This is a genomic window from Halomonas sp. NyZ770 (assembly GCF_020616575.1).
GTDB classification, from domain to species: Bacteria; Pseudomonadota; Gammaproteobacteria; order Pseudomonadales; family Halomonadaceae; genus Vreelandella; species Vreelandella hamiltonii.
Window position 1 is genome coordinate 3,789,291 of record NZ_CP085143.1, and the last position, 18,463, is coordinate 3,807,753.

General features: G+C 57.8%; 14 protein-coding genes. 5 read left to right on the forward strand and 9 right to left on the reverse strand.

All coding sequences use genetic code 11. The annotated features are described in order from the left end of the window. Nucleotides 1-68 precede the first annotated feature (68 nt). Nucleotides 69-815 (forward strand): DUF481 domain-containing protein, encoded by a 747-nt coding sequence (locus LG409_RS17455; RefSeq protein WP_039178631.1) that lies wholly within the window; start codon nt 69-71, stop codon nt 813-815. A gap of 9 nt (nt 816-824) precedes the next feature. Here LG409_RS17455 and LG409_RS17460 read toward each other — a convergent pair whose 3' ends face one another. Genes LG409_RS17460 through LG409_RS17470 form a run of 3 tightly spaced genes read right to left on the reverse strand, consistent with a single transcriptional unit; the run spans nt 825 to nt 3,443 of the window. Next, entirely contained in the window at nt 825-1,598 is a 774-nt protein-coding gene (locus tag LG409_RS17460) for an ABC transporter permease (protein ID WP_227407272.1), read from the reverse strand. Nucleotides 1,599-1,608: 10 nt separating this feature from the next. Beyond that, a complete protein-coding gene (locus LG409_RS17465; RefSeq protein WP_227407273.1) occupies nt 1,609-2,391 on the reverse strand; it encodes an ABC transporter ATP-binding protein in 783 nt (260 codons plus the stop codon). Continuing rightward, complete coding sequence (locus LG409_RS17470) at nt 2,391-3,443, reverse strand: ABC transporter substrate-binding protein (protein ID WP_227407274.1); 1,053 nt, start codon at nt 3,441-3,443, stop codon at nt 2,391-2,393. Before LG409_RS17470 ends, LG409_RS17465 begins: the two co-directional genes overlap by 1 nt. Before the next feature lie 343 nt (nt 3,444-3,786). Between LG409_RS17470 and LG409_RS17475 the strand changes: the two genes are divergently transcribed. Beyond that, entirely contained in the window at nt 3,787-5,340 is a 1,554-nt protein-coding gene (locus LG409_RS17475; protein ID WP_227407275.1) for a BCCT family transporter, read from the forward strand. Between the two features lie 107 nt (nt 5,341-5,447). Here the strand turns inward: LG409_RS17475 and LG409_RS17480 are convergent, their stop codons facing one another. Beyond that, nucleotides 5,448-6,335: a LysR substrate-binding domain-containing protein gene (locus tag LG409_RS17480; protein ID WP_227407276.1), complete on the reverse strand. Its 888-nt coding sequence runs from the start codon at nt 6,333-6,335 to the stop codon at nt 5,448-5,450. Between the two features lie 120 nt (nt 6,336-6,455). On the opposite strand from LG409_RS17480, the gene amaB reads away from it, so the two are divergent. The 3 genes from amaB (at nt 6,456) to amaA (ending at nt 10,827) form a co-directional block, all read left to right on the forward strand. Further along, nucleotides 6,456-7,949, forward strand: coding sequence for an L-piperidine-6-carboxylate dehydrogenase (amaB, locus tag LG409_RS17485; protein WP_227407277.1), 1,494 nt, complete (start codon nt 6,456-6,458; stop codon nt 7,947-7,949). A gap of 70 nt (nt 7,950-8,019) precedes the next feature. Further along, the gene (gene nhaC, locus LG409_RS17490) at nt 8,020-9,480 is read left to right on the forward strand and encodes a Na+/H+ antiporter NhaC (RefSeq protein ID WP_227407278.1); all 1,461 of its coding nucleotides are present in this window, start codon (nt 8,020-8,022) and stop codon (nt 9,478-9,480) included. Between the two features lie 54 nt (nt 9,481-9,534). Beyond that, the gene (gene amaA / locus LG409_RS17495) at nt 9,535-10,827 is read left to right on the forward strand and encodes an L-pipecolate oxidase (protein WP_227407279.1); all 1,293 of its coding nucleotides are present in this window, start codon (nt 9,535-9,537) and stop codon (nt 10,825-10,827) included. Nucleotides 10,828-10,993: 166 nt separating this feature from the next. Here amaA and hglS read toward each other — a convergent pair whose 3' ends face one another. From hglS to folK, 5 genes are all read right to left on the reverse strand, one after another. Next, nucleotides 10,994-12,355, reverse strand: coding sequence for a 2-oxoadipate dioxygenase/decarboxylase HglS (hglS, locus tag LG409_RS17500; protein ID WP_227407280.1), 1,362 nt, complete (start codon nt 12,353-12,355; stop codon nt 10,994-10,996). A gap of 26 nt (nt 12,356-12,381) precedes the next feature. Continuing rightward, nucleotides 12,382-15,477, reverse strand: coding sequence for a D-2-hydroxyglutarate dehydrogenase YdiJ (ydiJ, locus tag LG409_RS17505; RefSeq protein WP_227407281.1), 3,096 nt, complete (start codon nt 15,475-15,477; stop codon nt 12,382-12,384). Further along, the gene (locus tag LG409_RS17510; RefSeq protein WP_227407282.1) at nt 15,474-16,727 is read right to left on the reverse strand and encodes a 2-aminoadipate transaminase; all 1,254 of its coding nucleotides are present in this window, start codon (nt 16,725-16,727) and stop codon (nt 15,474-15,476) included. Before LG409_RS17510 ends, ydiJ begins: the two co-directional genes overlap by 4 nt. A gap of 186 nt (nt 16,728-16,913) precedes the next feature. Further along, nucleotides 16,914-17,735, reverse strand: coding sequence for a flagellin N-terminal helical domain-containing protein (locus LG409_RS17515; RefSeq protein WP_227407283.1), 822 nt, complete (start codon nt 17,733-17,735; stop codon nt 16,914-16,916). A 119-nt stretch (nt 17,736-17,854) separates the two neighbouring features. Then, nucleotides 17,855-18,283, reverse strand: a complete 429-nt coding sequence (folK, locus tag LG409_RS17520; RefSeq protein WP_227407284.1) for a 2-amino-4-hydroxy-6-hydroxymethyldihydropteridine diphosphokinase — start codon at nt 18,281-18,283, stop codon at nt 17,855-17,857. Nucleotides 18,284-18,463 lie beyond the last annotated feature (180 nt).

The following is an 18,463-nucleotide window of genomic DNA, read 5'->3' on the forward strand; positions in this document are numbered from 1 at the left end:
GGCTTTGCGCTTTTTCACCCAGCGGCTTATATACTCCCTGCCCACCGCAACACTCAAGGAGGAGAAAAGTGCGACACCTTTCACGCTACCTGTTACTGGCCAGCTGCCCGCTCTGGGCGGGGGCTGCCGCAGCCAACCCGTTCTATGCGCCCCCGCCGCCCCAGGAAGATGCACCCATCTTCAGCGGTGATGCCGAGCTTGGGTTCAACCAGCTCTCCGGCAATACCGACAGCCGCACGCTGATCGGCAAAACGCTGCTCACCTGGCTGACCGGCGACTTCACCCACTCGTTTCGGGCAGAAGTGCGCAATGTCAGCAAGGATGGCGAGACCAGCGCGGAGCAGTATCTCGTGGCGGGGCGGGAGCGCTATGACTTCAACGGCCCGCATTACCTGTTTGGATTTGCTCGTTGGGAAAAGGACCGCTTTGCGGGCTACGATCAGCAGCTCACCGCCATCGGTGGCTATGGTCGACAGATCGTGGATGGCGAGCGCCACTACCTTTCCCTGGAAGCAGGGCCCGGCTATCGCCATGACCGGCTGCGTGACGATGAGAACGAGCAACTGGGCGTGGCCTACTCGGCGCTGGACTACCGCTGGGAGTTCTCCCAGTTCGCGGATCTGCGCCAGGAGATGTCGGTGGAGTATACCCATGAGAACACCACCTCGCGCTCGCTGTCGGCCCTCACGGCACGCCTGAATTCGCGGCTGTCGCTGCGCCTGTCTCATGAGATCAAGCGCAACTCCCAGCCCCCCGAAGAGGCCAGCGAGCGGACCGACCATACCACCAGCGCGTCGCTTCTCTACCGCTGGTAGCCTGACAGGCTACTGGCGCTGCTGCCCGCGGTGTGCCCAGGCGGTCATGCGCTTTTCCAGCAGCGAGAACAGCTCGTACATCACCATGGCCATGGCGCTGATCACCAGCAGCCCGGCAAATACCAGCCCCATGCGCATCTGTGAGCCCGCGCTCATCATGAGGTAGCCAATGCCCTGGTTGGAGGCCACGGTCTCGGACACCACCGTGCCCACGAAGGCCAGCGTGATGGCGATTTTCAGCGAGGCGAAGAAGTACGGCAGCGAACGCGGCAAGCCCACCTTGAGCAGCACATCGATGCGCCGTGCGCCCAGCACTCTCAGCACATCTTCCATCTCAGGCTCCAGGGTCGCCAGGCCGGTGGCCACGTTCACCACGATGGGGAAGAAGCAGATCAGGAAGGCGGTGAGTATTGCGGGCACCGAGCCGATGCCGAACCAGACCACCAGAATGGGCACGAAGGCCACCTTGGGAATGGCGTTGAACCCCACCAGCAGCGGGTAGCAGGCGTTGTACAAAAAGCGCGACGAGCCGATGCTGAAGCCCAGCAACAGCCCCACGGCAACGCCCAGGCCAAAGCCAATCAGCGTGGTCCAGAAGGTTTGCCAGGAGTGCTTGCCGATGGGCCCGGCGTAGGTCACCAGCGCCTGAACCGTGTCCAGCGCGCTGGGAAAAATAAAGCTGGGCACGTTGAACAGGCGTACCGTCACTTCCCAGATCACCACCAGCCCCGCCATGGCGATCCAGGGAGCCAGCCGCTCGGCCAGCTTGCGATTATGGGTCATGGGCACTCCTTCAGGCGCTGCGCACTTCACCGATCTGGGCGCGCAGCGACTGCACCAGGTCAATGAACGGTTTCTGGTAAGTGGTTTCCAGCGCCCGAGGGCGAGGCAGTTCGATGGAGCGCCGCTCGATCACGCGCCCCGGACGACGGCTCATGACATAGACGGTGTCGGCCAGGAAAGCGGCTTCGCGCAGGTCATGGGTCACCAACACCACGGTAAAGCGTTGGGCCTCCCACAGGTCACGCAAGACGCACCAGAGCTCTTCACGGGTGAACGCATCCAGCGCGCCAAAGGGCTCGTCCAGCATCAGCAAGCGCGGCCGATGAATCAGCGCGCGACAGATGGACGCTCGCTGCTGCATGCCCCCCGACAGCTCCCAGGGGTACTTGTTTTCATGCTCGGCCAGGCCCACCGTCTCGAGCAGCGCCCGAGCCCAGCCTTTGAACTCTTCCCGGCGCTTGCGAAACTGCTTCCGATAGGGCTCGACGATTTCCAGCGGCAGCAGCACGTTGTCCAGAGTGGTACGCCAGGGCAGCAGGTTGGCATTCTGGAACGCCATGCCGGTGATTTTCAAAGGCCCGGTCACGGGCAGCCCATCCACCTGGATGCTTCCCTGCGTAGGGGCATGCAGGCCGGTACACAGCTTCATGAAGGTGGATTTGCCACACCCTGACGGCCCCACGAAGGCGACGAACTCGCCTTCGTGGATCGACAGGTCGATATCTTCGATGGCGTTGCCCGAGCCGTCGTACGCCAGGCTGACGTCATCGAAGCGGACGAACGCTGCCGACATCACTCCGCCTCCGGCAGCAGCATGCGCTCTTCTACCGGCGGCAGGTAGCGGGAGTCAAAGACCTGATCGGGGGATGGCAACGTGGGCAGATCGTAAGCATCCGCCACCAGTTGAATCGCCTGGCTCAACCGCTCGTCATCCACACCGCCCACGCCATATTCACGGGCATCGGGGGTATCCACCACGCTCTCCAACGCCAGCTTCAGGCGACGCGTTTCCATCTCGACATCGATCAGGCCGTCGCGGTTACGCACGTACTCGATGGCTGCTTCGGGGTCTGCCAGGGTCTCTCCCAGCGCACGGTTGAAGGCGCGCAGAAAGCCCTGCACGGCCTCGGGGTTGGCATCGGCAAAGGCATCACTGACCAGAATCGCGTTGCCGTACAGCGGGACGCCGTAGTCGGGGAACGGCATGATGGTCAGCTCGTCTTCGCTCATGCCGCGCTCTTCCAGGTTGAGCAGGCTGGTGAAGTAGAAGCCGGTGATGGCATCGACATCGCCCCGGGTCAGCAGGGTTTCGCGTAGCGCAGGGTCGACGTTTTGCCACGCCACCGCGTCGGCCTCCAGCCCATTGGCAGCGGCAAAGATGCCCCAGGCGCGATAGCCGGTGTCGAAGGCCGGGGCGGCGATGGTCTTGCCTGCCAGGTCAGCGGGGCTCTCGATGCCGCTCTCCTTGCGCGCAAACACCGCCGCGGGCGTGCCGTCATAAACGATATAGACGCCCTTGATGCCGGGGCCTTCCGGGTTTTCCGCAAGGAATTCGACCAGCGCGTTGAGATCGCCAAAGCCCATCTCATAGGCGCCCGAGGCCACCCGGTTCACCGCCCCTGCAGAGCCGCTTCCCGAATCGATCTGAACCTGCAGACCTTCTTCGGCGAAGTAGCCTTTTTCCGCCGCCATCAGAAACGGCGCTGCCGGGCCTTCGAAACGCCAGTCCAGCTGGAAGCGAATCGAGGTCGTCTCGGCAGCAGCGCCGAGCGGCATCATCAGCACCGCGCCAAATAGCGCTAGCGGAAACAAAGGGGAACGGGCAGTACGGGAACGGATCAGCATGGCAGTGAGCACCTTGTATACAAAGTTGAAGAGGCTCTGCAGCAACACTGCCATCTTTTGCTTTTTACTTTTCATTCATGAGCTTAGGCCTGAAAATGGATCAGTCAGCGCCCTCGAAAGCGCCAAAATGGTGCGCCACGCATTGGCCGCGCACCATTAGAAAACATTTTTGGCCAAACCGTTAGACTTTGGTCTAACCCAACGGTATACTGTGCTCAGTTTCCTGTCCTCGCGCCATTCATTGAATGGCGCTTTTTTTTGTGCCGAGGTTTTGCTCCGTAGCACGCTCAAGCCATGCTCTTGCCCTGCCTACTCCCCCTTCGATCCCGAACAGGTATTCGACATGACGCACTCTTCTCGCCCCACCGAGGAAGCCACACGGCGACCCTTTGGAGACCCCATCGTGCTGGCGCTCAGCATTGGCTTCATCGTGGCCTTCCTGTCACTTTCGCTGTATGACATCGAGCGGGTTGCCAGCACCATCAGCCAAGGATTTGCCTGGACGGCGCTTACGCTGGGCAGCTACTTTCAACTGCTGCTGTTGATGACCTTCCTGATTTCCATGGGCCTGGCGCTGACGCCGGCAGCCAAGGCGCGTATCGGCAATCTGGATGCACCAGAAATGGGCACCTTCAAGTGGGTGTCGATCATTCTGTGCGCTTTGCTGGGCGGTGGCGGGGTGTTTTTTGCCACAGGCGAGCCGATCTATCACTTTGTCGTCACGCCCCCCGCCTTCGATACCGAACCCGGCACTGCCGAGGCGGTGGCAGGTGCCTTGGCCCAGTCGTTTACCCACTGGGGGTTCATGGCCTGGGCGGTCTTGGGTTCACTCACGGCGGTAGTATTGGCGCATGCGCATTACGTCAAGGGCCAGCCGCTCCAACCCAGAACGCTCCTTTACCCGGTGTTCGGTGAGCGCCTGATGCGCGGCCCGCTGGGCAGCGTGGTGGACGCCTGCTGTGTGATCGGTGTCGTGGCGGGGACCGTGGGGCCGATTGGCTTTCTGGCGACTCAGGTCAGTTTCGGCCTGCATGAGCTGTTCGGCCTGCCGGAAGGTTACACAGGCCAGCTGATCATCCTGGCCGTGTTGGGGGCCATCTATGTGCTCTCCTCCATGAGTGGGGTACACAAAGGCATCCAACTGCTCAGCCGCTTCAACGTGCTGTTGGCACTGGCGATTGGTGCCGTGATTGTGGTTTTTGGCCCCACGCTGTTTCTGACGAATAGCTACATGGCCAGCATGGGTGCGTATGTCAGCGGCTTTTTTACCATGGCCACCATGACCGCCGACACCGCGCCCGCCTGGTGGATGCAGTGGTGGACGGTGTTCTTCTTCGCCTGGTTCATCGGCTATGCGCCGCTGATGGCGATTTTCGTGGCGCGCATTTCCCGAGGGCGCACGATACGCGAAATGATTCTGGCGGTGGCGGTGCTCGCCCCCTTGGCGACGACCATCTGGTTCACGCTGCTGGGCGGTACCGGCATTTATTATCAATTGACCGACGTGATCGATATCACCGAGGCGCTCGACAACTTCCAGTTCGACGTGGCTACCCTCACCGTGGCCCAGGCACTGCCGGGCGGCACCTGGATGGCCATGGCCATCTTGCTGCTGACCACCATCTTCGTGGCCACCACCGGCGACTCCATGAGCTATGCCATTGCCGTGGTAGGAGCGGGGCATGATGCGCCCAGCCCTTACATGCGTGCGTTCTGGGGGATCGCCATGGCGCTGATGGCGGCAGTCCTGCTGTACATGGGCGCAGGCCAGATTGGCGCGCTGCAGCAGTTCATCGTGATCACCGCGATCCCGGTGTCGCTGATACTGCTGCCCTCGTTATGGAACGGGCCGCAGGCGGCTTATGCCATGGCACGGGAACAGGGCATCATCGATTAGCACCCAGTGAACGTATCACACACAGCGAGCGTTGAGGTGATGTCGGCGGCCCTGGCAGACGAGTGTCGGGGCCGTCGGCTATGATCAAGTGCTCGCTATGGAGGGTGTTAATCGATACGCTTACTTATCCAGTCGATGAAGGCTCTCACCTTATAAATCTCGCCCATGTGCTCGGGGTAGGCCATATAGTAAGCGTTGGTACTCGTTAGCCCAAACGGCCATGGGATCACCAGCTTTCCCTCTTCGATCTCTTTTTGCGCCAAAAACTTTGGCACCAATGCGACGCCACAACCCGCCTGGGCCGCACACAGGGCCATATAAAAGGTGTCGAAGCGCGGCCCGTGATAGCTGTGCTCAGTATAAAGTGACTGTGCTTCGAACCACTCGTGCCACGCTTCGGGGCGCGTAGATACTTGCAGCAGCACCATATCCGTCAATGCCAATGGGCCGTTGATGTCGAACTGGTCGAACGTCGACGGTGCACAAACGGGCACGAGCTCTTCGGTCAGCAGCTCCATGCACTCCGCCTTGGGCCAGGCCCCTGGGCCAAAAAAGAACGCAACCTCGATACGCTCTTTTTGTAAATCGAACGGCTCTGAACGATTGAGTATATTCAGGCTGATAGATGGATGCTGGTGACGAAATCCATTGAGGCGAGGAATCAGCCAACGCGCTCCAAACGTAGGCAGCGTGGCGACGTTGAGCACGTCTGACTCTACTCCGTATGACTGCATGTACCGAGTCGACATCTCCACTTGCGCGAGAATTTTGCGCGCCTCACCAAGATACACCGCCCCTTCAGGCGTCAAGTGCAGACGCTTTTTCACCCGTCTGAACAAAGGGTGTAGCAGCGTTCCCTCCAGCTGTGCCACTTGCTTGCTGACGGCGCTTTGGGTCAAGTTCAGCTCCTCCGCCGCACGCGTGAAGCTCAGATGCCGAGCCGCAGCTTCGAAACAGTTCAACCCCATCAAAGAGGGTAAGTGGTTACGGCGCATATCACCTCGCATCAATAAAAAAAGGAATGATATTCTTCCCATTCATCGTTTGTGCACTTGCCTTGGGGCTCGCAATACTGATCTCACACCTATTGCAAAACCACAACACGAGGAAAAAGAATGATTCATTCTTTAATGGAAAAGTTGGGCGTGGCAAGTCACTTATATCAGGGAGGCGAGTTATCGGTCACCACGCCTATCGATGGCAGCGAAATCGGCCGCTTAACAACCTCCAGCCAGAGCGACACCGAAACGGCCATTGCTCGGTCGGTAGAAGCCTTCGAAACATGGAGAAAAGTGCCTGCTCCACGTCGCGGAGAGCTGGTCCGCCTGTTCGGCGAGCAGCTACGCCAGCACAAAGCATCGCTGGGTGAGCTCGTCACCTGGGAGTGCGGCAAGATCCTTCCGGAAGGATTGGGTGAAGTTCAAGAGATGATCGATATCTGCGATCTCGCCGTGGGTCAGTCGCGCCAGCTATTCGGTCTGACGATCGCCTCCGAGCGTCCCGGCCACCACATGCGTGAAAGCTGGCACCCGCTCGGCCCCATTGGCCTGATCACGGCCTTCAACTTTCCAGTCGCGCCCTGGGCATGGAATGCAGCACTGGCTCTGGTCTGCGGCAACAGCCTGTTGTGGAAGCCTTCGGAGAAAACACCGTTAACGGCACTGGCCTGTCAGGCGCTGCTGGATCGCGCCATCGAACAGTTTGGCGATGAGGCACCGGCCCACCTGAGCCAAGTGATCATTGGCGAGCGCGCTCCTGGCGAGCAACTGGTCAATGACCCACGCGTAGCGCTTATCAGTGCCACTGGCAGCACCCGCATGGGTCGCGAAGTCGGCCCCAAAGTGGCGGCGCGCTTCGGTCGCAGCATTCTCGAGCTGGGCGGCAACAATGCGATGATTCTGGCACCCAGTGCCGATCTAGACATGGCGACGCGCGCCATTCTCTTCTCCGCGGTCGGCACGGCAGGCCAGCGCTGCACCACGCTACGTCGTTTGATCGTGCATGAATCCATCAAAGATGACGTGCTATCGCGGCTGAAAAAAGCATACACCGGGGTAAGCATCGGAAACCCACTTGAAGGCAGCTTAGTCGGCCCACTGATTGATCATCAAGCCTTTGATGCGATGCAAAGTGTACTGGCCAAAGCGCGTGAGCATGGTGCCAATGTCTTCGGTGGAGATCGAGTTGAGATCGCGGGTAGCGATGAAGGCTACTACGTGGCGCCCGCCATTGTTGAAGTGGCAGAGCAAAACTCGCTAGTTAAGCACGAAACCTTTGCGCCCATTCTCTATGTGCTCACCTATAAGGAGCTGGATGAGGCCATTGCTACCAACAACGACGTTCCCCAGGGGCTGTCATCCTGCATCTTTACCACCGATGTGCGTGAAGCGGAAACCTTCGTATCCGCCGTCGGCAGTGATTGCGGTATCGCTAACGTCAATATCGGCCCCAGTGGCGCTGAAATTGGTGGAGCGTTTGGAGGCGAGAAAGAGACCGGCGGTGGTCGTGAGTCCGGCTCCGACGTCTGGAAGAGCTATATGCGTCGCCAAACTAACACCGTGAACTACTCCCGCGAACTCCCGTTAGCACAAGGCATTAAGTTCGACTAACCCTTCCCCATCAAGTAAGGGCTCTTATCTAAAGGGCCCTTACTAACAACATAAAAAAAGAAGGTGATGTATGCGTGACGATGTCCAAATCGGCCCGACGCCGGGCCTCGCGATGGCGCTACTTCCGTTGCTGGCCACTACCGCCATTCTTATACTGCAGTTTTTTATCTTCTCTGACTTTACTCCCCATATTCCCTTAGCTTTCGGCATTATGATTTGCGCCATGTGCGGGCGCATACGCGGCGTTCCCTGGGAAAAGATGGAAGCCTCAATGCTGGAGGTGGTTAAGCTAGGAATGCCCGCCATTTTTATTCTCTTGGCGGTCGGCATGGTGATTGGCACCTGGATTCTTTCCGGCACTGTTCCCACGCTGATGTATTATGGTTTTCAGTTGGTTTCGCCCTCCTATTTCCTGGTCGCTACTTGTTTGATTAGCGCTTTGGTATCCCTCGCAACGGGCACTTCCTGGGGCACGGTAGGGACACTCGGGCTTGCCCTAATGGGGATCGGGGAAGGGTTGGGTATTCCCATGCATTTAACGGGCGGCGCGTTGGTATCAGGGGCTTTCTTTGGCGATAAAATGTCACCTCTATCTGAGACGACCAACCTAACACCGGCCGTGTGTGAAACGGATTTATGGAGCCATATTCGCAGCATGATGGCGACCACCGTTCCCGCGATGCTGATAGCGCTGGTGCTCTACGTATGGCTCGGCGCTGACTATGGCGGCCAGTTCGAACGAAGCACCGATATTGCCACCTTTCGTCAGGCGCTTGATGACACCTTTACCCTTTCTTGGATAACGCTTATCCCCCCCTGTGTTGTCATCGCTCTAGCGCTTGCCAAGTTTCCGCCTTTTCCAACCATTTTTACCGGCGCAGCTATAGGCGGCCTGGTAGCCATCGGTGTTCAAGGTGAGACCTTACACGCGGTATTTGATGCCATGCAGAATGGTTTTAGCAGCAATACCGGCAATCCAGCCATTGATGCACTGCTAAGCAGTGGTGGCGTGCTCTCCATGACCTGGGTGGTTACCTTAACGTTCTTTGCGTTAGGTTTCGCTGGCATGCTGGAAGCCTACGGCACCGTTGATGCGATCATTAAACAGCTAATGCGGTTAATTAAAGGTCGTTTCAGCCTAGTGGCGACAAGCTCCGGCACTACGCTTGCAGTGAGTACTATTATCGGCGATGTGTATACAACGCTGGTGTTACCCGGCCGTTTGTTAAAAGGTCAGTATCAAGCCATGGGCTATAAAACCTGTACGCTGTCGCGCTCGATCGAAGACAACGGCACGCTTTCTTCGCCATTGATTCCTTGGAACATGGGCGGCGGTTTTGTGTCATCGACCATTGGTGTACCCACACTGGCTTATGCACCTTTCGCTTTCGCTTGCTGGCTATCACCGCTATTCGGACTGCTGTGGGCACTAACCGGCCGCTTTATTCCCCGCGACGAACCGGAGCAGCCTGAAACAAACGCTACTGATACACCACACTCTGCCCCCTCCTCTCAACAACCTACTTCATAGCCATAAAAGGTCGGCCTTGGGCCGACCTGCTCATCTTTTTAAGGAGGTACTAAAATGCCAACGCCCCTCTCCGAGCGCTGCCTTTGGCCCCAAACGAGTGCCGAAACACCTCTAGATTACCCCGCGTTAGCCAGCCATGAAGAGGTCGATGTGTGTGTGGTGGGCGGCGGGATTACGGGCCTCTCAACCGCATTGCATCTGGCCGAGAAAGGTATCAAAACAGCCTTGCTGGAGGCGGGAGATATTCCCAGTGGCGGGTCAGGACGCAATGTTGGTCTAGTGAACGCGGGGCTTTGGATACCCCCCGATGACATTGTGGCCGCGCTAGGCAAAGAGAACGGTGAGCGGGTTAATACTGTTCTAGGCGGCGCGCCGTCAAAGGTATTCAATATCATTGAGCGCCATGCCATTCAGTGCGATGCCACCCGAACAGGCACGCTGCACCTTGGCCATAACACCAAAGGCTGCCAAGCACTCGCCCGCCGTCGCGATCAGTTACAAAACCGGGGAGCACCGGTGACGTTGCTGGAAGGTGAGGCATGCGAGCATGCTACAGGCACCTCCAAGATATATGCTGCACTTCTTGATAAACGTGCAGGCACCATCAATCCCTGTGCTTATACGCGGGGGCTCGCCCGCGTGGCGACTAGCTCCGGGGCCAAGCTTTACTGCCACAGTGCAGTTACAGGTATCGAGCGACAAGGAAACCGCTGGCGCGTGCTAACTCAAAATGGCAGCGTGGCCGCAAATAGAGTCGTAATGGCGACTAATGCGTATACCGAAGATGACTGGAACCAAGTTCGACAACACTTTTTTACCGGCCATTATTATCAACTGGCGTCAGAACCCCTTACCGGTGAAGCCGCCGATGCGATACTTCCAGAGAAGCAAGGCGCCTGGGATACTCGAACGGTACTTAGCAGCATTCGTCGAGATAAAGAGGGCCGACTTATCCTTGGCAGCCTGGGCAAAGGTGAGGGTAAGCCGCTTTCTTACCTCACCCGCTGGGCCGATACGATACAGAATCACTACTTCCCTGCGCTCGGTAACGTTCGCTGGGAATACACCTGGACAGGTAAGGTCGCCTTCACCCCTGACCACACCTTACGTATTTTTGAACCTGCCCCTGGGATATTGTCAGCCACCGGTTACAACGGGCGCGGCGTTACCACTGGCACCGTAGTTGGCGAAGGGTTTGCTCACTATATTGCCAATGGCGATGACAGCCTGCTCCCTTTGCCGTTATCGCAGCCTAAACCCATCAGGGCACGCCCGTTATGGAGCTGTGCCTATGAAAGCGGTTTCTCGCTATATCATGCGGGTCAGTGTTTACGGGTACTCATCTAATCAAGGTGTCACTACTTAACATCCTTTAACTAAAACATGCGCCGCGAGTTAACCGTAGGCGCACGTTTTTTATCGTTTAACTACTGCCTAAACACACTTATTTAAGGGCCCTCTGATTAAAGAACTACTGTGTATCTTTATGCTGCAGTTCTTTATAAACGACGGATTAGCCTTTTAAACTTGCCAGCACTTTCGCTTTAGAGGCGTTTTCGCGTTCTGCATAGAGTGATAGTTCATCCGTTACCTGAGCGCCCAGCGCTTCCTCAAAGGCATCACGATTAGCGTTACCCGCATAGGCCTCATTCTGACCTCCTCCTAGATTCGACTGGAAAATACCCGCCGCGCTTACCGGTAGAAAGTCTTCATAGGTAATTGGTTGGGCTTCCACTAGGCCTTGTTCGATCAACGCCTCAATATCGCTGCTGGCACTCTCTTTAGCAGCCTGACCTACCGCTGTCAGGTGATAGTGAAAATACGCCAAGCCTTCCCGGCGCATTGCCTCATCGTTATCCGGGAACTTGACAAAGACGTTTTCCATAACCGTTTGGTGCGCGTCGTTATCCAGCCCCGCGGTTTGTTTACGACCTTCGTTAAGCAACTGGTCATATAGCGCGCGGCCTTTCGGCGTTAGCGCCACTCCACGCTGCTCAATTTCACCAAAGCGCGCCGTGTGGGTACCTTGGGTATCACCGGCAAAGCGGATTGATTCTTCTAATGCCTTAAAGCTAGTTTGGCGCAATAAAATAGGGCATTCACGACGCGGTGGCCCTTCAATGACGGCTTTGGGGTTCATGCCCATTTCAGGCATGCGGCGCTGCACTTCGTCGATATCCAAGGTGCGCGGCGTTAGGTGATTAATATGCGGCCCACGGAAGCACACCACATCGGCAATCAAACGGTGCTCATCATGAAGTGCATGATAGGTATCCAGATCAACCGTCGCATCCTGGTGCCAACGGAAGGTTTCCAGGGCTTCTTTTACAAACTGGTCGGCTTCTTCGCTGGTTAACCCCCCCTGAGTTTCATGACGTTCAATAAGCTCACGTGCCCCTGGCGTAAAAATATCGCGCTTCGCCAGAATTTCTTCTGAACGCTGGCGCAGCGCCTCACTTTCAATGAGTTCTAAACGCAGTAGCGAGGTAAAAACGCGGAAGGGGTTCATCGCCAGCGCGTCATCGTCGATGGGCCGGAAGGCGGTTGAGTGAACCGGCACGCCCGCTTCAGAGAGATCGTAATAACCCACCGGATACATGCCCATGACAGCAAACAGACGGCGCAGCATGGAAAGCTCATCGGCTGTACCTACACGTATCGCACCATGGCGCTCTACGCTCAAACGAGCCAACTCCCCCTGGGCTTCCAGGCGGCGATGCAGTTCAGGCTGCTGGCTAAGCGTTTCCTGGTTAACGTTTTCCACAAGTTCAAGCAGCGTGCCGTACTGCGGCACTTCTGTTTGATACATAGCCGACATGGCCTTGGAGAAACGGTCGCGAACCTCATTGGTTGAAAGAAGATCTGCTTGAGTCATTTTATTGCTCTCTTGCCTATTGTTGGTTAACGATGAGATACCGGCTTCAATTGCGCCAATAGTGCCTGTAAGGGGTGGTGCAACGTTTGCGCTGAGTAACGTCTCACCTGACTGCGGCAGGAGTAACCGGTGGCCAGCAACTTACCAGCGTTGTTTTCGGCTTCCACCTGGGGCTGCCAGGACTGGGCGTAGATCGTTTTTGAGGTGGCGGCGTTGCGGGTTTCGTGGCCGTAGGTGCCGGACATACCGCAGCAGCCGGTGGCCATCAACTCTAGCTCTAACCCAAACGCCGCAAATACCTGCTGCCACGCTTTCGGGCTGCCCGGTGCGTTGGTTTTCTCGGTGCAGTGGGAGAGCAGCTTAAAGCCGGGGTCGGTTAGCTTAAGTTGGTTGGGCGCTAGCGTATTGATGCGGGTCGTGAGCCACTCCTGCAGCATCAGCACCTCCGGCACCGCCTCATTGCCTAACGCTTTGACATACTCCTGGCGATAGGTGAGCGTCATGGCTGGGTCGATGCCCACCATGGGGATATCAAAGCGGGCCAGAGTGCGCAGCCGCTCGGCCTGCTTGGCAGCGGTGCGCTCGAAGGCGCCCAAGAAGCCCTGCACCTGGAGCGGTTTGCCGTTCGCGGAGAAGGGCATCACAAATACGCGTAGATTTAGACGCGATAGTAGCTCCACCACGTCCATCACCAGCTTGGCTTCAAAGTGAGTAGTGAAGGCATCCTGCACAATAATCACGCTGTTAGCGCGCTGCTGCTCGGTTAACAGAGCCAGCGAGAGCGGCGTTGCCTCGGCGATGCCCCAGGCCTTCAGTTGTTTCTTCACACTGGCGCGAGAGAGGGCGGGTGAATCGCTCATGCCCAAGGTGCTGCGCATCAGCTTTTCCACCCAGCCCTGGCCGATCACCGCGTTATACAACGGCGCGACCTTGGCCAGGGTGGGCAGCATAAACTCAGTGCCGCCGATCACGTAGTCGCGAACCGGGCGCAGGTAGCGGCCGTGATAAACCTCTAAAAACTGCGCCCGGAACTGGGGTACATTGACCTTGATGGGGCACTGCCCGGCGCAGGATTTGCACGCCAAGCAGCCCGCCATGGCGTCGTAGACGTCATGGGAGTAGTCGTGGTGCTGCTGGCGGCTTAGCGTGTTAGCCACCCGCCGCGGAAAGCTTTTCATAAAGCCCCAGCCACCCTCGGCTTGCTGCTTGCGCGACTCCTCGACCACGTCGATCCCTGCCTGGCTCTGCAGGCGCAGCCACTCACGGATTAGGCTGGCACGCCCTTTGGGCGAGTGGCGGTGATCCCGCGTCGCCTTCCAGGAAGGGCACATGGGGTCGTCAAGGTCGTAGTTGTAGCAGGCGCCGTTACCGTTGCAGTACACCGCGGCGTCGTAGGCCTGCCAGGCGCGCTCGTCGATGGTGCGGTCAAACTGGCCGCGCATGGGCACACCATCGACCGTCAATAGATCGGGGTCGCTATCCCTGGCGATTAGTTCGCCGCTTTCTGCGGGCGAAGCGATCTTACCAGGGTTGAGTTGATTGAAAGGGTCAAAAGCTGCTTTTACCCGCTGTAGGCTGGGATAGAGTTCGCCAAAGAACTTAGGCGAATATTCGGAGCGCACGCCCTTGCCGTGTTCGCCCCACAGCAGGCCGCCATATTTCTGGGTCAGCGCCGCCACTTCATCGGACACCGCGCGAATCAGTTTTTCCTGCTCTGGATCCTTCATATCGATGGCGGGGCGTACGTGGAGTACCCCCGCATCCACATGACCAAACATCCCATAGGAGAGCCCGCGGGCATCCAGCGCGGCGCGGAACTCGGCGATAAAGTCCGCCAAGTGCTCCGGCGGTACGGCGGTATCTTCCACAAACGGAATCGGCCGTTTCTCACCCTGTACATTGCCGAGCAAACCCACCGAGCGCTTGCGCATGGCGTATACTTTCTGGATCTGACCGCGCCCCTCGGCAAGGGTATAGCCTAGGCGCTCAACGGTGGTGTCTTGGCTTAGGTAGTCGGTGAAGGCGCGCACCCGCTCGGCGAGGGCGCTCTCATCGTCGTCATTAAATTCGATCAGGTTAATGCCGCGAATCGGCGTCCTACCAGTTGCCGGGAAGAACTCTGCCACGCTGTCCCAGACGAAATCTTCCATCGCCAGTTGAAGCACGCTGTCGTCGATGGTCTCAATCGAGGTAGGCTGCGCGCTGGCAGTCATTAATGCTTTGGCATCCCGCAACGCATCCATAAAACTGGTATAGCGAACGTTGACCAGGGTGGAGTGCTTGGGAATCGGCAATACATTGAGGACGGCTTCGTTTAAAAAGCCCAGCGAGCCTTCCGAGCCGCACAGCAGGCTGTTGAGGTTGAGCTGCCCCTCGTCGTCGCGCAGGTGGGCCAAGTCGTAGCCGGTTAAGCAGCGGTTGAGCGGTGGGAACTTGGCTGCAATCAAGTCGCGCTGCTGGTCGATAATCTCGGCGGCGGTAGTATGCACGCGGCCAAGAATACCTTCCTGCTGGCGCTCAGCCAGCTCTTCGTCCGATGTTAAAGCGCGGCTGTGCAGGTGCTTTCCGCCGATCAGAATGGTATCAAGCTCCAGCACATGATCACGGGTTTTGCCGTATTCACAGCTGCCCTGGCCGCTGGCATCGGTAGAGATCATGCCGCCAATAGTGGCGCGGTTGGACGTCGACAGTTCCGGGGCGAAAAACAGCCCATGGGGTTTGAGCGCCGTGTTGAGCTGATCCTTTATCACCCCGGCCTGAACGCGCACCCGACGGTTTTCAACGTCGATCTCAAGGATCCGGTTCATATGGCGGGAGACATCCACTACGATGCCATCGGTGAGCGACTGGCCGTTGGTGCCGGTACCGCCGCCTCTGGGCGTTAATACAATGCTGCGGTGAGTGCTTTGCGCAGCCAGCCGGGTAAGGCGCTCTAGGTCTTCGGCATGCTTGGGGTAGACCGCCGCCTGGGGCAGGCGCTGGTAAATCGAGTTATCCGTAGCCAGCACCGTGCGGTTGGCGTAATCGGGAGCGATTTCGCCTTCAAAGCCGTGGGCGCCCAAGGCGTCTAGAAACGCCACATACCCACTGCGCACTGCCTCCTCGCTGACCATTGCGATCATGCCTTGAGCGTCTCCAGCGCCTGCTCTATGAGCCCTAGCCCTTCTGCCATGATGTCTGGTTCGGTGGTCAACGGCGGTAATAAACGCAAGACATTACGTTTGCGACCACTGGGCATTAATAAAACTCCAGCATCACGGCCGGCTACCAACAGGTTGGCCAAGTGCTCCGCACCCGTCGCGTTATCAGTGTCTTCAAAGACGATGCCGCGCATAGCGCCAATGCCTGTCATAGCCCCCAGCATGGGGAAACGCTCGCTTGCTTGCCAACGCTGGTAAGCACTAACAATCGCCGCTTCTTGCGCATTTGACCATGCGGTTAGCGCTTCTTCCTGCATGACATCCATCACTGCCAGAGCAGCCGCGCAGGCCACCGCATTGCCCGAGTAAGTGCCACCCAAGGCACCTTTGGGCAACGCATCCATTAATTCGCTCCGGCCTACTAATGCGGCCAGCGGCAGGCCCGCGGCCATGCTCTTGCCCATGAGCAAAAGATCCGGTTCGATGCCCAAATGAGTAAAGCCAAATCGCTGGCCAGTTCGCCCAAATCCAGACTGAATTTCGTCACAAATCAATAAGATGTTTTGCTTATCGCAAACGCCTCGCAGTGCTTTGGCAAACTGCGGGCAGAGTAAACGAAAGCCACCTTCGCCCTGAATGGGCTCAACGATAATGCTGGCTACTTCATCGGCAGGTATTTCAACTTCAAATAGCCTCTCCAGCGCAGTAAGCGCCTGCTCAGCCGTCACACCGCTATCCCGGCTAGGGAAAGGCAGGTGGTAGACCGGGCCGGGCAAGGCCCCCAGGCCGGATTTATACGGCTTCACCTTGCCATTCAAGTTCAGCGCCGCCAGGGTGCGTCCATGGAAAGCATCATCAAAGGCGATTACGGCCTGACGACCGGTCACGCCGCGGGCCACTTTTAGCGCGTTTTCGGTCGCTTCCGCCCCGCTGTTGGTCAGCATGCAAGAGAGCGGGTAGGAAACCGGCACGAACTGGTTCAATGCCTCGACCACCTCCAGGTAACCTCGGTGTGGTACGGCATTGAACGCAGAGTGCATCAAGGTGCCCACTTGGGAGTGGACGGCGTCGACGACGGCCGGATGGCAGTGCCCCAGATTGAGAACGCCAATCCCACCGATGAAGTCGATATAGCGCTGACCCGCTTCGTCCCAAACTTCGGCATTGCGCCCGCGGGCAACGCAAATCGGATGTATGACGCCTAGTGCAGCACTGACATGAGGAAGGTCCATCGCCGTCGCGTTTCCTGTCGTTGTGAGTTGAATAGGCTTATCAAAGCAAATTCCCGCCGCCGCTCACAAACGAAAAAAAACGCTCAATCCATTCCATACTGGAATGAACAAGCTTTAGATGGCTTTTGAATGCGGATACGTCCGCGAAGAGAAGCAAAAAAGGAATATCTTAGGCTTCTCTGGACACTACAGCCCCTCCAGCAGCCGCAGAATCATCTGCGGCTGCTGGTTGACCCGGGTCAGCATGGCGATACCCACCTGTTGTAGCAGTTGGGCACGAATCAGATTGGAGACTTCTTGCGCGTAGTCGGCGTCTTGGATACGCGACTGGGCGGCGGAGGTGTTGATGATGTTGGTATTGAGGCCATCGATGACGCTCTCGAAACGGTTCTGTACCGCGCCAAAATAACTACGCTGACGGTCGACCTGCTTCATGGCCTCATCCACGACATCCATCGGGTTGGGCGTGGCCGAGCCATCGTCCAATACGCTGAAACCGTCCAGGCCCAAGGCCTGGCGCCCCATTCCCGAAAAGCGCACGCCAATCACATCTCCGGCGTTGGCGCCCACCTGAATGTTGAGGGTTTTATCGCTCTCGACCAGCCTGATGCCGTTAAAATTACTCTGCCCAGCGACGCGATCAATCTCCTCCAGGCGCTGGTCGATTTCCAACTGAATAGAGGCAAGATCGTCTGACGAATTGGTGCCATTGAGCGCCTGAACGCTCAGCTCACGGATTCGCAGCAGGTTGTCGTTGATCAGATTCAGCGAGCCTTCCGCCGTCTGCACCATGGAGATGCCATCGTTGGTGTTACGAATGGCCTGGTTCATGCCTCGAATCTGCGCGCCCATGCGGTTGGCAATGGCCTGACCGGCGGGGTCATCCTTCGCGCTATTGATACGCAAGCCGGACGATAGGCGCTGCATGGAGGTCTGCATGGCCTGCTGGCTAGTACGTAAATTGTTCATCACCAACAGCGACGTGATGTTGGTCGCAAGGCTAAGCAAGGGCGTGACCTCAGGCGTCAACGAAACAGGAACGGGGTAACGTTATTATCGGCCGGCCTTGCCAATCCATGAGCGCGTCCAGCAACAAAACGACCACAAGGCCTGCAACACTGCTCTCCTCACGGCTGCTGGGGCGCTTGCCCTCCCAAAGCGCGATGGCAGGACGCCAATACGGCATCCACGGGGCCACGCACATAGTCATATTGGAAATAGCCTTCGTCGACCACTTCGCCGTCCCATGCCACGATATCCAGATCCATGGTACGCGGGCCTGACTTGATCGGTCCTCGCACACGTCCCAGACGCTGCTCTACATCCCTCAGATAAGCTTTGAAGGCATCACGAGTCTGCGTGGTGCGAACGACCAGTGCAGCGTTGAGGAAGTCAGGCTGCTGCTGAAACCCCACGGGCGCTGTTCGTACAGCTTCGGAGCGGGCCACCAACTCACACTCGCGGCTCAAGATTTCCAGCGCTTGCGCAAAATGGTGTTCTGGCTCGATGTTGGTTCCTAACGAAATGATGCACTCATGGGACGGTATGGCTGTCATGGCAAGCCCTCGGGACTTGAGCGAAAGACGGTTTCTGTTGAAACGTACCCGCCGCCTTTTTCCACTTGCCCACGGGAAACGAGCGGCACCCTCCAAGCGTAGCGTTTTCAGCATTATGCTCAACATCTGTATAAGTTATTGACAAACGCTGCTTACACGCAGAAAGTCAGCTGACCACCT

Bases quoted from the DNA above. Each gene is read 5' to 3' on its own strand.
- LG409_RS17470 (WP_227407274.1), bottom strand. From the start codon at position 3,443: ATGCTGATCCGTTCCCGTACTGCCCGTTCCCCTTTGTTTCCGCTAGCG.
- amaB (WP_227407277.1), top strand. From the start codon at position 6,456: ATGATTCATTCTTTAATGGAAAAGTTGGGCGTGGCAAGTCACTTATAT.
- folK (WP_227407284.1), bottom strand. From the start codon at position 18,283: ATGACAGCCATACCGTCCCATGAGTGCATCATTTCGTTAGGAACCAAC.
- amaA (WP_227407279.1), top strand. From the start codon at position 9,535: ATGCCAACGCCCCTCTCCGAGCGCTGCCTTTGGCCCCAAACGAGTGCC.
- LG409_RS17460 (WP_227407272.1), bottom strand. From the start codon at position 1,598: ATGACCCATAATCGCAAGCTGGCCGAGCGGCTGGCTCCCTGGATCGCC.
- LG409_RS17480 (WP_227407276.1), bottom strand. From the start codon at position 6,335: ATGCGCCGTAACCACTTACCCTCTTTGATGGGGTTGAACTGTTTCGAA.
- ydiJ (WP_227407281.1), bottom strand. From the start codon at position 15,477: ATGATCGCAATGGTCAGCGAGGAGGCAGTGCGCAGTGGGTATGTGGCG.
- LG409_RS17510 (WP_227407282.1), bottom strand. From the start codon at position 16,727: ATGGACCTTCCTCATGTCAGTGCTGCACTAGGCGTCATACATCCGATT.
- hglS (WP_227407280.1), bottom strand. From the start codon at position 12,355: ATGACTCAAGCAGATCTTCTTTCAACCAATGAGGTTCGCGACCGTTTC.
- nhaC (WP_227407278.1), top strand. From the start codon at position 8,020: ATGCGTGACGATGTCCAAATCGGCCCGACGCCGGGCCTCGCGATGGCG.
- LG409_RS17475 (WP_227407275.1), top strand. From the start codon at position 3,787: ATGACGCACTCTTCTCGCCCCACCGAGGAAGCCACACGGCGACCCTTT.
- LG409_RS17465 (WP_227407273.1), bottom strand. From the start codon at position 2,391: ATGTCGGCAGCGTTCGTCCGCTTCGATGACGTCAGCCTGGCGTACGAC.